The organism is Bradyrhizobium genosp. SA-3, assembly GCF_004212635.1.
Taxonomy (GTDB): domain Bacteria; phylum Pseudomonadota; class Alphaproteobacteria; order Rhizobiales; family Xanthobacteraceae; genus Bradyrhizobium.
Map to the genome: position 1 here is coordinate 26,905 of NZ_PSRT01000020.1, position 13,520 is coordinate 40,424.

10 protein-coding genes and 1 pseudogene are annotated in these 13,520 nt (G+C 64.1%); 4 read left to right on the forward strand and 7 right to left on the reverse strand.

All coding sequences use genetic code 11. The features are described from left to right. Nucleotides 1-64: 64 nt before the first annotated feature. Nucleotides 65-2,581, reverse strand: a complete 2,517-nt coding sequence (locus CWO91_RS09095) for a glycogen/starch/alpha-glucan phosphorylase (RefSeq protein ID WP_165405319.1) — start codon at nucleotides 2,579-2,581, stop codon at nucleotides 65-67. A 216-nt stretch (nucleotides 2,582-2,797) separates the two neighbouring features. Between CWO91_RS09095 and CWO91_RS09100 the strand changes: the two genes are divergently transcribed. Further along, nucleotides 2,798-3,031, forward strand: a complete 234-nt coding sequence (locus CWO91_RS09100; RefSeq protein ID WP_130213168.1) for a hypothetical protein — start codon at nucleotides 2,798-2,800, stop codon at nucleotides 3,029-3,031. 91 nt (nucleotides 3,032-3,122) lie between these two features. Here CWO91_RS09100 and CWO91_RS09105 read toward each other — a convergent pair whose 3' ends face one another. Next, complete coding sequence (locus tag CWO91_RS09105; protein ID WP_130213169.1) at nucleotides 3,123-3,410, reverse strand: GIY-YIG nuclease family protein; 288 nt, start codon at nucleotides 3,408-3,410, stop codon at nucleotides 3,123-3,125. Between the two features lie 183 nt (nucleotides 3,411-3,593). Between CWO91_RS09105 and CWO91_RS09110 the strand changes: the two genes are divergently transcribed. After that, complete coding sequence (locus CWO91_RS09110) at nucleotides 3,594-4,025, forward strand: hypothetical protein (RefSeq protein WP_130213170.1); 432 nt, start codon at nucleotides 3,594-3,596, stop codon at nucleotides 4,023-4,025. Between the two features lie 121 nt (nucleotides 4,026-4,146). Here the strand turns inward: CWO91_RS09110 and CWO91_RS09115 are convergent, their stop codons facing one another. Next, a complete protein-coding gene (locus tag CWO91_RS09115; RefSeq protein WP_130213171.1) occupies nucleotides 4,147-4,920 on the reverse strand; it encodes a DUF2865 domain-containing protein in 774 nt (257 codons plus the stop codon). Nucleotides 4,921-5,166: 246 nt separating this feature from the next. Next, complete coding sequence (pyrE, locus tag CWO91_RS09120; RefSeq protein WP_091885388.1) at nucleotides 5,167-5,730, reverse strand: orotate phosphoribosyltransferase; 564 nt, start codon at nucleotides 5,728-5,730, stop codon at nucleotides 5,167-5,169. A 175-nt stretch (nucleotides 5,731-5,905) separates the two neighbouring features. Between pyrE and CWO91_RS09125 the strand changes: the two genes are divergently transcribed. After that, nucleotides 5,906-6,532, forward strand: coding sequence for a glutathione S-transferase family protein (locus CWO91_RS09125; RefSeq protein WP_130213172.1), 627 nt, complete (start codon nucleotides 5,906-5,908; stop codon nucleotides 6,530-6,532). Between the two features lie 173 nt (nucleotides 6,533-6,705). Here the strand turns inward: CWO91_RS09125 and CWO91_RS09130 are convergent, their stop codons facing one another. The 3 genes from CWO91_RS09130 to CWO91_RS09140 all read right to left on the reverse strand — a co-directional run bounded on the left by CWO91_RS09130 (nucleotide 6,706) and on the right by CWO91_RS09140 (nucleotide 11,983). Then, nucleotides 6,706-7,341, reverse strand: coding sequence for a LysE family translocator (locus CWO91_RS09130; protein WP_130213173.1), 636 nt, complete (start codon nucleotides 7,339-7,341; stop codon nucleotides 6,706-6,708). Nucleotides 7,342-7,592: 251 nt separating this feature from the next. Continuing rightward, on the reverse strand, nucleotides 7,593-10,676 hold the full coding sequence (gene polA / locus CWO91_RS09135) for a DNA polymerase I (protein WP_130213174.1): 3,084 nt from the start codon (nucleotides 10,674-10,676) through the stop codon (nucleotides 7,593-7,595). Between the two features lie 239 nt (nucleotides 10,677-10,915). Next, nucleotides 10,916-11,983, reverse strand: a complete 1,068-nt coding sequence (locus CWO91_RS09140; protein ID WP_130213175.1) for an acyltransferase family protein — start codon at nucleotides 11,981-11,983, stop codon at nucleotides 10,916-10,918. 195 nt (nucleotides 11,984-12,178) lie between these two features. Between CWO91_RS09140 and CWO91_RS09145 the strand changes: the two are divergent. After that, nucleotides 12,179-13,494, forward strand: a pseudogene (locus CWO91_RS09145) (UDP-glucose dehydrogenase family protein). The last annotated feature ends 26 nt before the right edge of the window (nucleotides 13,495-13,520 follow it).

Consider the following 13,520-nt stretch of genomic DNA (forward strand, 5'->3'; position numbering starts at 1 on the left):
ATCATCATCCTTCGCGCGATATGCAATAACCTCGCAGGTAACGCCGATTTCACGCCACGGAAAATCAGCCTGCGACGTCGCGAAGATCTGGCAGCAGCGGCGTGGTCGGATTGACCGGCACGTTCCAGATTTCCTCGGCGTATTCGCGGATGGTGCGGTCGGACGAGAACCACGCCATGCGCGCGACGTTGAGGATGGACGCGCGCGTCCAGGCCGGCGCCACCTGCCAGCGCGCATCGATCGCGCGCTGCGCCTCGTAATAGGAATCGAAATCGGCGCTGACCATGTAATGGTCGAGATAGCGCAGCGCATGCGCGATGGATTCGAAGCGGCCGGGATCGCCGTTTGAGAATTCGCCGGTCCCGATCGCATTGATGGCACGCTGGAGCTTCGGCGAATTACGGATGACGTCGGACGCATCCAGGCCCTGCTTGCGCCGGATCATCACGTCGCCGGCCTCCAGGCCGAAGATCGCGATGTTCTCGGCGCCGACATGGTCGCGGATCTCGATATTGGCGCCGTCGAGCGTGCCGATGGTGATGGCGCCGTTCAGCGCCAGCTTCATGTTGCCGGTGCCGGAGGCTTCCATGCCGGCGGTCGAGATCTGCTCGGACAGGTCGGCTGCGGGAATGATCACTTCGGCCAGGCTGACATTGTAGTCGGGCAGGAAGGCGACCTTGAGCTTGCCGCCGATCGCGGGATCGTTGTTGACGACCTCGGCGACGTCGTTGATCAGCTTGATGATCAGCTTGGCGTAGCGATAGCTCGCCGCCGCCTTGCCGGCAAAGATCTTCACCCGCGGCACCCAATTGCCGTTGGGATCGTCCTTGATCGCCTGGTACAGCGCGACCGTCTCGATGACGTTGAGGAGCTGGCGCTTGTACTCGTGGATGCGCTTGATCTGCACGTCGAACAGTGCGCCAGGATCGACCTTGATGCCGAGCCGCTCGCCGATCAGCCGCGCCAGCGCCGCCTTGTTGGCGTGCTTGACGGCGCGGAATTTCTTCTGGAATTCGACGTCGCTGGCGCGGGCTTCGATCAGGCTGAGCTGGGAGGGATCGTCGAGCACGGCATCGCCGCAGGTCTCGCGCAACAGATCGGTCAGCTTCGGGTTCGCCAGCATCAGCCAGCGGCGGAAGGTGATGCCGTTGGTCTTGTTGGTGATGCGGCCGGGATAGAGATGGTTGAGATCATGGAACACGGTCTCGCGCATCAGGTCGGAATGCATCGCCGAGACGCCGTTGATGCGGTGCGAGCCGACGAAGGCGAGCTGGCCCATGCGCACGCGGCGGCCGCTCTTCTCGTCGATCAGCGAGACCGAAGCGCGGAAGTCGATGTCGCCGGGGCAGCGCGCCTCCGCGAGCGCCAGATGCTGCACGTTGATGCGATAGATGATCTCCAGATGCCGCGGCAACAGCCGCTCGAACAGCTCGACCGGCCAGGTCTCGAGCGCTTCGGGCAGCAGCGTGTGATTGGTGTAGGAGAGCGTGGCGACCGTGATCTTCCAGGCCTCGTCCCAGCGGAAATTGTGGAGGTCGACGAGGATCCGCATCAGCTCGGTGACGGCGAGGCTCGGATGGGTGTCGTTGAGCTGCACCGCGACCTTGCCGGCGAGGCTGCGGAGCTGGCCGTCGGAGGCGAGATGCCGTTTCACCAGATCCTGGAGCGAGGCGGAGACGAAGAAATATTCCTGGCGCAGCCGCAGCTCGCGGCCCGCCGGGCTCTCGTCGTTCGGATAGAGGAATTTGCAGATCGCCTCCGCGCGCGCCTGCTCGGCGCTGGCGCTGACATAGTCGCCCTTGTTGAAGGCATCGAGCCTGAGCGGATCGGGCGAGCGCGCCGACCACAGGCGGAGCGCATTGACGTGCTGGCCGCGCCAGCCGACGATCGGCGTGTCATAGGCGATCGCCTGCACGGTCTCGCCCGGGTGCCAGATGGCGCGGTCACGGCCCTTGTCGTCGACATGCTCGACGCCGCCGCCGAAATTGACGTCGTAGATCACCTCCGGCCGCTGCAACTCCCAGGGGTTGCCGAAGCTCAGCCATTCGTCCGGATATTCCTGCTGCCAGCCCTGATTGATGATCTGGCGGAACAGGCCGTAATCGTAGCGGATGCCATAGCCGATCGCGGGGATCGACAGCGTCGCCATGCTTTCCATGAAGCAGGCGGCGAGCCGCCCCAGGCCGCCATTGCCGAGCGCCGCGTCCGGCTCGCATTTGCGGAGCTCGGGCAGCGACACGCCGAGATCGCCGAGCGCGACCTCGAAGATCTTCAGGAGCCCCATGTTGTTGAGCGCGTCGGTGAAGAGGCGGCCGATCAGGAATTCGAGCGAGAGATAATAGACGCGCTTGCGCCCGGCGTCGTAGCTGCGCTTTTCCGCCGTGAGCCAGCGATGCACGATGCGGTCACGCAGCGCGAGCGCCGCGGCCTGGTACCAATCGTGCCTGGTCGCCATGCCCGCGTCCTTGCCGATGGCAAGGCGCAGCTTCGCCAGGATCGCACCCTTGATCTCAGCCAGCGCGAGCTCGTCGATGGGCTGGCCGGGGGCAGGAAAATTTGGCTGGAACGATTGATCTTGCAAGGCCGTCACTTCCTAGTCGAACGAACACTACGCACCCTACGCGTCATGCCCCTGCACCGGAACCATCGCTGGCGCGGTCGTGCACTGCGTTGATGCAAATTTATGCAAGGAACGGGCCGATTTGGGAACCCGGACCAGCACGGAGAAACACGGATTTGCTGCTACAATGGCGGCCAATTCAGCCATCACTGTGGAGGAGACCCCATGAGACCTCTGATGAGACTGCTGATCGAAATCGCCACTGCGACCCTGCTCGTTATCTGCATCAGCGTCTCCACCGCCGCCTCCGCCGCCGGCAAAATGGGCCGCAGCGCCGACGGCCTCAGCTGCGCCGTCTCGCTCCCGCAAAACACAACGCCAGCAGCCCGCTGCGCCGCCATCAAGCGCCAATGCGGCGGCAAGTTTTATGCGAGCGCGTGCGGAGACAGGCTGATGTCGGCGGTGAATTGAGGGGGTCGTACGGCGGAAACAGCGTTCGTTTGGCCGAAGGCTTTCACTGGGTTGTCGTCCCGGCGAAGGCGGGGACCCATAACCACCGTTGTCAAATGAGATGCGATAGATCGCGCCAATCCGGATTTTCCTGCTCGATCAAGCGAATCTTCCAGTCGCGGCACCATTCCTTCAGTGCCTTCTCGCGTGCTTCGGATGGCGAAGTGTAAGTTTCAACGTAGACAAGTCGTGTCACGCCATATTTCGTGACGAACTTCGAACCGCGTCCAGAGCGATGCAATGTCAGCCGATTGTTGAGGTCGTTGCAGATGCCGATGTACAGCGTGCCGTAGCGCCGGCTCGCGAGAATGTAGACATAGTACGCTGCGGGTGCGTTCATCGTTGGGCGCCCATTTCCGAAAACGTCCGAGAGCGGCGGTTATGGGTCCCGGCCTTCGCCGGGACGACATTGTGGAGGCATCAGAACAAATTAAGAACACTTTAGCAAGTCTTTGATATATCATTGTGATTCGGCATCGCGCCGACACAATATCTAGCGTCGTTCAGACTTCGCGAGGACTACATGTCCACCATTGCCTTCGATCAATTTGCCCTCACCCGGATCGCCGATTTCGCGCGGTCGCTGTCGCGACTGCATCAGGCGGCGCGGCGCCAGAGGATCGATGACGATCAGTTCGACCGCGAGTTCAATACGGTGTGCCAGTCGATCTGGGGCTACACCATCGATGACATCAGCGACGAGCTGTTTTCGACCGACGACCATCTGTTCCTCGACACGCTGGACGAAGCGCATGCGCGCATCTTCGCGGCCGAGCAGGGTTATGACCTCGTCGATGACCAGGGCATGCTGACCGATTGGTGGGGCTTTTGCTGGATGATCCTGGCCGAGAAGCGCGGCCTCTTGACGCCGGAAAACCGCGCCGCTGCGCGCGCCGCAATCGAGCAGAAATATCTGGCGGCCCCGAACGTGATCGGGGTGATCATCGGGCGGTAGTGCAGCAACCTCCGTCATTGCGAGCGAAGCGAAGCAATCCAGGATCCTTCCGCGGAGGGATTCTGGATTGCTTCGTCGCAAGGGCTCCTCGCAATGACGGCTTTGTTGTAGGCGGGTGCGACTAATCCAATCCCGCCCGCTTTGCCGGCTTCTGCGTCTTCGGCACCGTCACGTCAGGCTGCGCCTCGCGCACGATTTCCGCGGCCGGCGCATCCGCCGCGACCGTCTCGGCGCGCACCGGTGCCACCTTCATCTCGCCGAGCCGCGCGCGGACCTGCGCGGTGAGGCCGGGATAGGAGGCAACCGGGGTGAAGTCCGCAGCCTGATCGTTGCCGACACGGATGCCGGTATAGGCGACGAGGCCGTCGGCGGTCGCAATCACATCGCCGGCCTTCAGCGATGAATCCAGCGCGAGGTCGACCGGGGCGAGGCCCACCGGCTCGCGCCCATTGCAGGTACAGTCGGCGCGCAGCGCCTTGCGATAGGCGAACGCATTCTCACTGTCGGCGTAGCGCTCGCCGGTCTGCGACGCGGCGCCCTCGATCGACGAGCCGAAATAGACCTTCGTCGCGCTGGCAGGGCAGAACGCCTGACACATCTGCGCCGGCGCGACGAGCCCGCGCATCAGCGGGAAATATTTGCCGTCGCAGCTGCGCACGCAGAAGGCCGGGCCGGAGCCGCCGGCCGCCGCCGAACGGGTCGGCGGCGCATATTGCGGGGTTGCTGCATTCTGCTGGCCGGTGAAGGGATCGGCGTAGGAGTTCGCCTGCTGCGGCACCTCGCGCTGCGGGCGCTGCTGCTGCAGGCCACCGAAGAAGAAGTCGAACAGGCCTTCGGCCGAAACCGGAGCCGGGGCCGCGATCAGCGGTGCTGCAAGGCTGGCGGCCACAAGCATTGCGCGACGCCGCCGGCGCGCATGGGACGAGATTGTACGCAACGCTCACTCCACGGACGCTACTGAACCTGGCCGAGACCAGCGAGGTCTTGGCGCATGATTCACCATAAAGCGGGATGGTAAATGAGCAGTTGAGCGGAGGCGGTTTCAAGTCGAGGCCGTGACCTCTTTGAGGCCGGGCACAGCTTCCGGCAGATCGTTGCTTCCGGGCCACGCCCGCATGACGGCCACGGCTGTTTCGCGGCCTCAAGCCTTCAAAAACTCCGACGCCTTGTAGAGCGAGCGGAACGGCAGGCCGGCCGCGCCGAACGTGTCGGTCGCGCCTTCCTCGCGGTCGACCATGGTCAGCACCAGCACCACATTGGCGCCGGTCTCGCGCACGGATTCCACCGCCTTCATCGCCGAGCCGCCTGTGGTGGTGACGTCCTCGACGATCACGACGCGCTTGCCCGCCAAGGTCTCGCCCTTGGGCAGGCCCTCGATCGCGAGCTTGGCGCCGTGTTCCTTCGGCTTCTTGCGCACGAAGAACGCCGCGATCGGATGGCCCTTGATCCAGGAGATCTGCGCCAGCGCGCCGGCCAGCGGCACCGCGCCCATCTCGAGCCCGCCGATGAAATCGAGCTTGTCGTCCTTCAGCGCCTCGTAAGTGAGCTCGGCGAGCAGCGTCGCGCCCTCGGGGTCGAGCATGGTCGGCTTCAGGTTGAAGTAGAAATCGCTCTTGCGGCCCGACGCGAGCGTCACCTCGCCGCGGCCAAAGGAGCGCCGGCGGATGATTTCGAACAGGCGGGCGCGGGAGGCTGATTTCGACACGGCGGTCCCTCGAACAGCGTTTTTGGAGGAGGCGGAATTTATCCGCGACCGCCGCGACATTCCAGAGGGGGCGTCTCCCGTCAACAGGGATCGGCCATCTCGGCCCGCCGGTTGTGGGGGTGCAACCTTCTGGAGTAGGTGAGGGCCGAACCTGTCAGGGGGAAGGAAGCAAGGCATGACCGCCGAACTGCACACCTGGAACACACCGAACGGCCGCAAGATCTCGGTCGCGCTGGAGGAGATGGGACTGCCCTACAAGGTGATCCCGGTGAACATCACCAAGGGTGAGCAGATGGCCCCGGAGTTCCTCAAGCTTTCCCCCAATAACAAGATCCCCGCGATCGTCGACCCCGAGGGTCCCGACGGCAAGCCCGTCAGCATCTTCGAATCCGGCGCCATCCTGCTCTATCTCGGCGAAAAGACCGGCAAATTCCTGCCGAAATCGCTTTCCGCGCGCATCCCCGTCTATGAATGGCTGATGTGGCAGATGGGCGGCTTCGGCCCGATGCCCGGCCAGGTGCATCATTTCATCGCGCTCGAGAACGAGCAGGACCGCGCTTATGGTCTGAAGCGCTTCATGGCGGAGACGCGCCGGCTCTATGGCGTGCTCGACCGCCGGCTGGAGGGCCGCGACTTCGTCGCCGGCGAGCTCTCGGTTGCCGATTTCGCCATCCTGGGCTGGGCCTGGCGCCACCCGCGCCACAAGGTCGACCTCGCCGACTTCCCCAACGTCAAGCGCTGGTACGACGCCCTGATGGCGCGGCCGGCCGTGAAGCGGGGGATGGAAGCGAAGCTGGATTGATCTTTCGCTTACCCTCCCCTGGAGGGGGAGGGTCGATCGCGCGCAGCGCGAGCGGGGTGGGGTGATCTCTCTGCACGGACACTGTTGGACGGGGAGGGACCTTCACCCCACCCCGTCTCACATTTCGCTGCGCTCAATGTGAGCCGACCCTCCCCTCCAGGGGGTAAGAAAGCTCACACCTTCTTCGCTTCCACCGCCATCCGCACCGCGAGCCCGGCCAGCACCGTGCCCATCAGCCAGCGCTGCACCAGCATCCAGCTCGGCCGGCTCGCCAGGAACAGCGCGATCGATCCGGCCGCGAGCGCGATCATCGCATTGACGCTGACGCTGATCGCGATCTGAATCGCCCCTAACACCACCGACTGCGTCAGCACGCTGCCGACGGTGGGATCGATGAACTGCGGCAGCAGCGCCAGATACAGCATCGCGATCTTCGGATTGAGCAAATTGGTGACGAAGCCCATCGCGAACAATTTGCGCGGGCTGTCGATCGCGAGCTTCCTGACCTGGAACGGCGAGCGCCCGCCCGGCTTCACCGCCTGCCAGGCGAGCCACAGCAGATAGCCGGCGCCGGCGAAGCGCAGCGCGTCATAGGCGAAGGGAATGGCGAGCAGCAGCGCCGTGATGCCGAACGCCGCGCACAGCATGTAGAACACGAAGCCCAGCGCCACGCCGCCGAGCGAGACGATGCCCGCCACTGGGCCCTGCGTGATCGAGCGCGAGATCAGGTAGATCATGTTCGGCCCGGGCGTGAGCACGAGACCAAGGCAGACGAGGGCAAAGCCGAGCAGGGCGGATGTGTGGGGCATGGGCGAACCGGTGCGGGGACGCGATGGTTCTAATATGCGCGGCGAAGTGGGGCCATCGCGCAATTGCTCGGAGGACAATTCAAGCGGCGCTGCATCTCACTTGGGTCGTCCCGGCCTAGTGCGCAATTGCGCACGGGGGGCCGGGACCCATAGCCACCGAATTAGGTTTGGCGAAGGCTGCCAACCACCATCTCGCGCCACAACTTCTCCCTGGGGGTATGGGTCCCGGCCTTCGCCGGGACGACACATTGTCAATGCGCCTCGTCCCAGTTCGTTGCGGCACGCGCATCGACGTGCAGCGGCACCGACAGCAGCACGGCCGGGAACGGGGCGTCCTGCATCACGTGCTGCACGACCGGCAGCGTCGCCTCGACCTCGGCGTCGGGCACCTCGAAGATCAATTCGTCATGCACCTGGAGCAGCATCTGCGCCGACAGCTTCTTCTTGGCCAGCGCATCCTCCACGCGCGTCATGGCGCGGCGGATGATGTCGGCGGCGGTGCCCTGGAGCCGGGCGTTGATCGCGGCGCGCTCGTTGAAGGCGCGCACCGAGGCGTTGGAGGCCTTGATATCGGGGTAGTGGCATTTGCGGCCGAACAGCGTGGTGACGTAGCCGTGGCTGCGGCAGAAGTCGCGCGTCTCGTCCATATAGGCGCGGATGCCGGGGAAGCGCTCGAAGTATTTCTTGATGTAGGCCGAGGCTTCCTCGCGCGCGATGCCGAGCTGGTTGGCGAGGCCGAACGCCGAGATGCCGTAGATGATACCAAAATTGATCGCTTTGGCGCGGCGGCGGATTTCGCTGGGCATGCCCTTGATCGGCACGCCGAACATTTCCGACGCGGTCATGGCGTGAATGTCGAGCCCGTCGCGGAACGCCTGCTTCAGCACGGGAATGTCGGCGATCTCGGCCAGCAGCCGCAGCTCGATCTGCGAATAGTCGGCGGAGACCAGCTTGTGCCCGGGCGTCGCAACGAAGGCCCGGCGGATCTTGCGGCCGTCCTCGGTGCGCACCGGGATGTTCTGCAAGTTCGGCTCGTTCGACGACAGCCGGCCGGTCGTGGTCGCGGCCAGCGCGTAGGTGGTGTGGACGCGATGGGTCTGTGGATTGACGTAAGTCGGCAGAGCGTCGGTATAGGTCGATTTCAGCTTTGAAACCTGGCGCCACTCCAAAATCTTCTTCGGGAAGTCGTGGCCCTGCTCAGCGAGCTCATCGAGCACCTGGGCGGTGGTCGACCATGCGCCGGTTTTTGTCTTGCTGCCCCCGGGCAATCCCATCTTGCCGAACAAGATGTCGCCGATCTGCTTGGGGCTGCCGACATTGACGGGCTCGCCCGCGATCTCCTGGATCTCGGCCTCGACCCGCGCTGCGGTCTGGGCGAATTCGCCCGACAACCGCGACAGCACCTGGCGGTCGATCGAGATGCCGCGCCGCTCCATGCGCGCGAGCACGGATACCAGCGGCCGCTCCAGCGTCTCGTAGATGGTGGTCATATGCTCGGCGACGAGGCGCGGCTTCAGCACGCGCCAGACGCGCAGGGCGATGTCGGCGCCTTCCGCCGACAGCGGTGCGGCCTTGTCGATCGGCACCTGGTCGAAGGTGATCCTGCCCTTGCCGCTGCCGAGCAGCTCGTTCTCCTTCAGCATGGCATGGCCGAACCAGCGCTCGGACAGCGATTCGATCGCATGCGAGCCGCGGCCGGCGTCGAGCACGTAGGAGATCAGTTGCGCGTCGTCGATGTTGCGCAAGGTGATGCCGTGCTGTGCCAGCATCACCGCGGTGAACTTGACGTCGAAGCCGACCTTGAGAATGCCTGATGATTCCAGCACCGGCCGCAGCGCTTGGATCGCGTCGTCGTGCTTGACCTGGTCGAGTGCCAGGCCCGCGTCGAACAGGCCGGCGCCGCCGCCGGATTGCTTGTGCGCCAGCGGCACATAGCAGGCCTCGTTCGGCGCCACCGCCAGTGCGATGCCGCAGAGATCGGCCTGCATCGGATTAATTGAGTTCGCTCTCGTCTCGATCGCGACGTGGCCGACGTCATGGATGCGGGCGATGAAGGCGTTGAGCTCTTTGAGCGTCTTGATCGCCTGATACTTGCCGCGCTCGACTGGAAGCTTGCGCAGCGCCTCTTCGCGCGCGGCGGCGAGCGAGATCGGCGCCCCCTTCGGGCTCGCGGCCTTGTCCTCCTTGCTCGCCGATTTGTTGGGTTGGCCCGGCGCAGCTTGCGCCGGCGCGCCTGTGCCCGGCGGGGGCACGACGTCCGAAGGCGGCAGCGGCGAGAACACGCTGGCGCCCTTGGCATAGCCGGGATCGGCATCGACGTTGGCGGGATCGATCTGCGAATAATCGGCGACGCGCCGCGTCAGCGTCGTGAATTCCATCGCCTTGAGGAAGGCGATCAGCTTGCGTGCATCCGGCTCGTGGACGGCGAGGTCGTCGAGGGGCACCTCGAGGTCGACCTTGTCGTCGAGCAGCACGAGCTGCCGCGAGATCCGTGCCTTCTCCGCGTTCTCGAGCAACGCTTCGCGCCGCTTCGGCTGTTTGATCTCGCCGGCGCGGAACAACAATTGATCGAGGTCGCCATATTCGGTGATCAGCTGCGCCGCGGTTTTGACGCCGATGCCGGGCACGCCAGGCACGTTGTCAGTGGAATCGCCGGCGAGCGCCTGCACCTCCACCACCTTCTCCGGAGGCACGCCGAATTTCTCGATTACCTCGGGGATGCCGATGCGGCGGTCCTTCATGGTGTCGTACATGGTGACGCAATCGGTGACGAGTTGCATCAGGTCCTTGTCGGAGGACACGATGGTCACGCTCGCGCCGCGCTCGCAGGCCTGCCGCACATAGGTCGCGATCAGATCGTCGGCCTCGAACCCGACCTGTTCCAGGCAGGGCAGGTCAAAGGCGCGCACCGCTTCACGGATCAGCGCGAATTGCGGGATCAGGTCATCAGGCGCCGGTGGCCGGTGCGCCTTGTATTCGGGATAGATCTTGTTGCGGAAGGTGATCTCCGACTTGTCGAAGACGATGGCGAGATGCGTCGGCCGGTTGTCCTCGGGCATGTCGCGCAGGAGCTTCCACAACATATTGCAGAAGCCGAGCACCGCATTGACCTGGAGGCCATCTGACTTGCGGTTCAGCGGCGGCAGCGCGTGATAGGCGCGGAAGATGTAGGAGGAACCGTCGACCAGGAAGACATGGTCGCCCTTGCCGGCCGCTTTCGCCGCGACCGGCTTGGCAGCTGCCTTGGCAGCAGCGGATTTGCTCTCGGCGGCCGCCTTGGGCGCGGCAGCCTTGGTTTCAGCTTTGACAGTGGTCTTCGGGGAGGTTTTGGGCATGGCCGCAATGTATGAATTTTTGCGGGCTTTGACAGCCTTGGAAGGCGGATTTTTGGCTCAATTCCCACACTTCATCGTCGTCCCGGCCTAGTGCGCAATTGCGCACGGGGGCCGGGACCCATAACCACAGGAAGTGGTTTGGCGAAGACTCGGAGTTGCCATCTTCCGCCGCAGCAAGGTTCTCGGAGTATGGGTCCCGGCCTTCGCCGGGACGACAGCGTGGAGAGAACGTCGCTCCACTACTCCGCCGCCTGCAACACCGGCCCCGTTTTCTTCGGCGCGATCCAGAACGCGTCCGGGCGCTCGAACAGGAAGTGCGCATTGAGCCGCAATGCCATCTGCCAGATCGCCAGCGCCCCGAGCACGCCGAGAACCGTGACGACCAGCGACACCGCGCCGATATCGGCAATGATGCCCGTGCGCAGCAGCAGCGTCCGCGTCGCCGCCATCGGCAGGAAGAAGGCGAGGTAGATCACGATCGAATGCTCGCCGCAGAAGCGGAGGAAATTCAGCCATTGCGCGCGCGCGAGCAGCGTGCCGATCGTGATGATGGCGCAGGCACCGGCGAAGCCCAGAACGAGCGAGACGATCTTCCATTCGCTGGCGCCGAATGTGACCAGCCCGGCATTGACCAGCGCCCAGGTCGCGAGTGCTGCAAGCGCAAGGGCCGGATGCTTCCGTGCGCGATCCGACAGGGCGAACACGTAAGGCGCGAACAGATAGCCTGAATAGAAATAAACGAAGCGCGCGCAGAACTCGTCGATGACGGTCCAGCCGGTCGTGACGCGTGCCGCCTCCAGCGCGGCGGCGACGAGCCAGATTGCGAGCGGCGGGATTTTGCGTGTCAGTTTTGTGACGACGAAGAAGATCGGCAGCAGATAGATGAACCACAGCGTGCCGAACGGCTCGATGAAGGATTCGAGGTACAAGAGGCCAACGTCGCGCCAGCTCGTTTCCGCCGCGAAGGCCGGCGCCTTGAAGCCGAATTGGATTGTCACCCAGACGACATAGAAATAGGCGAAATGCACCACCTTGCGGTCGAGATAGGTTCGCCAGTCCCGGTCGATCACCAGGGACAGGAACAGGCCCGAAATCAGGAAGAAATCCGGCATCCGGAACGGCTTTGCGAAGGCCACGGCGACATGCATGAAGCCGGTCTGTCCGGCTGCGAACTCGACCCCGAGCACCGAATGCATCATCACGACCATGACGATACAGATGCCCTTGGCGTAGTCGACCCAGTCGACACGCACGGCAGAAGCGGCCTTGGAACGCCCGGTCGCAGCGATTGTGCCTGATCGTGCCATGGTGTCCCTTTTTGAGGCGTGTTCCGCCGGTCCCTGTCCGTCAGCGGGGCAGTGTGGCGCCTTGCGGTTTCAGACTTCTTTACCGGTTCAATTTCCGTACCGCTTTTTTGTATGCGCCACTGTTCTCTTCCCTCAGGAAAATGCTAAACCGCCCCGCGTCGGGGTTTCATTAACCAATCTAAAACAGGGATTTTCATGCGCATCGCGATGATCGGCACGGGCTATGTGGGACTGGTGTCCGGGGCCTGCTTTGCGGATTTCGGTCACGACGTCACCTGCGTCGACAAGGACGAGAAGAAGATCGCTGGCCTTCATCGCGGCGAAATCCCGATCTACGAGCCCGGGCTGGACGAGCTGGTGGCGAACAATGTGAAAGCCAAGCGGCTGGATTTCACCACCGACCTGTCCAAGCCGGTCGCGGAGGCCGATGCCGTCTTCATTGCGGTCGGCACGCCGTCGCGCCGCGGCGATGGCCACGCTGACCTCTCCTATGTCTACGCCGCCGCCCGTGAGATCGCGCAATCGCTCACCGGCTTCACCGTCGTGGTGACGAAGTCGACCGTGCCGGTCGGCACCGGCGACGAGGTCGAGCGCATCATCCGCGAGACCAATCCGTCAGCCGACGTCGTCGTCGCCTCCAACCCCGAATTCCTGCGCGAGGGTGCCGCGATCCGCGACTTCAAATTCCCCGACCGCGTCGTGGTCGGCACCTCCGACGAGCGCGGCCGCAAGGTGATGGGCGACATCTATCGTCCGCTGTCGCTGAACCAGGCGCCGCTGATGTTCACGCGCGCCGCACCGCCGAGATGATCAAATACGCCGCCAACGCGTTCCTGGCGACCAAGATCACCTTCATCAACGAGATCGCCGATCTCTCCGAAAAAGCCGGCGCCAACGTCCAGGAGGTCGCGCGCGGCATTGGCCTCGACAACCGCATCGGCACCAAATTCCTGCATGCGGGTCCCGGCTTCGGCGGCTCGTGCTTCCCGAAGGACACCAAGGCGCTGATCAAGATCGCGCAGGACTACGACGTCTCCTTGCGCATCGTCGAATCCGTCTTGGCCGTGAACGAGAACCGCAAACGCGCGATGGCGCGCAAAGTGAGCCAGGCGCTCGGCGGCTCGCTGCGCGGCAAGACCATCGCGGTGCTCGGCCTCACCTTCAAGCCCGACACCGACGACATGCGCGATGCGCCGTCGATCCCGCTGGTGACAGGCCTGATCGACATGGGTGCAAATGTGAAGGCGTTCGATCCCGTCGGCATGGAGCAGGCCAAGGGCGAACTGCCCAACATCACCTATTGCGAGGATGCCTATAGCTGCGCGCAAGGTGCCGATGCGCTCGTCATCGTCACCGAATGGGTTCAGTTCCGCGCGCTCGATCTCGGCCGGCTGAAGGCGACCATGGCAAAGCCCGTCGTCGTCGATCTCCGCAACATCTACCGCCCCGAGGACATGGAAGCCGCCGGCTTCGTCTACGAGAGCATCGGCCGCCCGTCGGTGCAAGGCTGATCGCGGACTAGTTATCCGCTAAATCC

What these genes read in the sequence shown, in the direction of transcription:
- polA (WP_130213174.1), bottom strand. Translation starts at nt 10,676, where the DNA reads ATGCCCAAAACCTCCCCGAAGACCACTGTCAAAGCTGAAACCAAGGCT.
- CWO91_RS09105 (WP_130213169.1), bottom strand. Translation starts at nt 3,410, where the DNA reads ATGAACGCACCCGCAGCGTACTATGTCTACATTCTCGCGAGCCGGCGC.
- CWO91_RS09110 (WP_130213170.1), top strand. Translation starts at nt 3,594, where the DNA reads ATGTCCACCATTGCCTTCGATCAATTTGCCCTCACCCGGATCGCCGAT.
- CWO91_RS09115 (WP_130213171.1), bottom strand. Translation starts at nt 4,920, where the DNA reads ATGCTTGTGGCCGCCAGCCTTGCAGCACCGCTGATCGCGGCCCCGGCT.
- CWO91_RS09125 (WP_130213172.1), top strand. Translation starts at nt 5,906, where the DNA reads ATGACCGCCGAACTGCACACCTGGAACACACCGAACGGCCGCAAGATC.
- CWO91_RS09100 (WP_130213168.1), top strand. Translation starts at nt 2,798, where the DNA reads ATGAGACTGCTGATCGAAATCGCCACTGCGACCCTGCTCGTTATCTGC.
- CWO91_RS09140 (WP_130213175.1), bottom strand. Translation starts at nt 11,983, where the DNA reads ATGGCACGATCAGGCACAATCGCTGCGACCGGGCGTTCCAAGGCCGCT.
- CWO91_RS09130 (WP_130213173.1), bottom strand. Translation starts at nt 7,341, where the DNA reads ATGCCCCACACATCCGCCCTGCTCGGCTTTGCCCTCGTCTGCCTTGGT.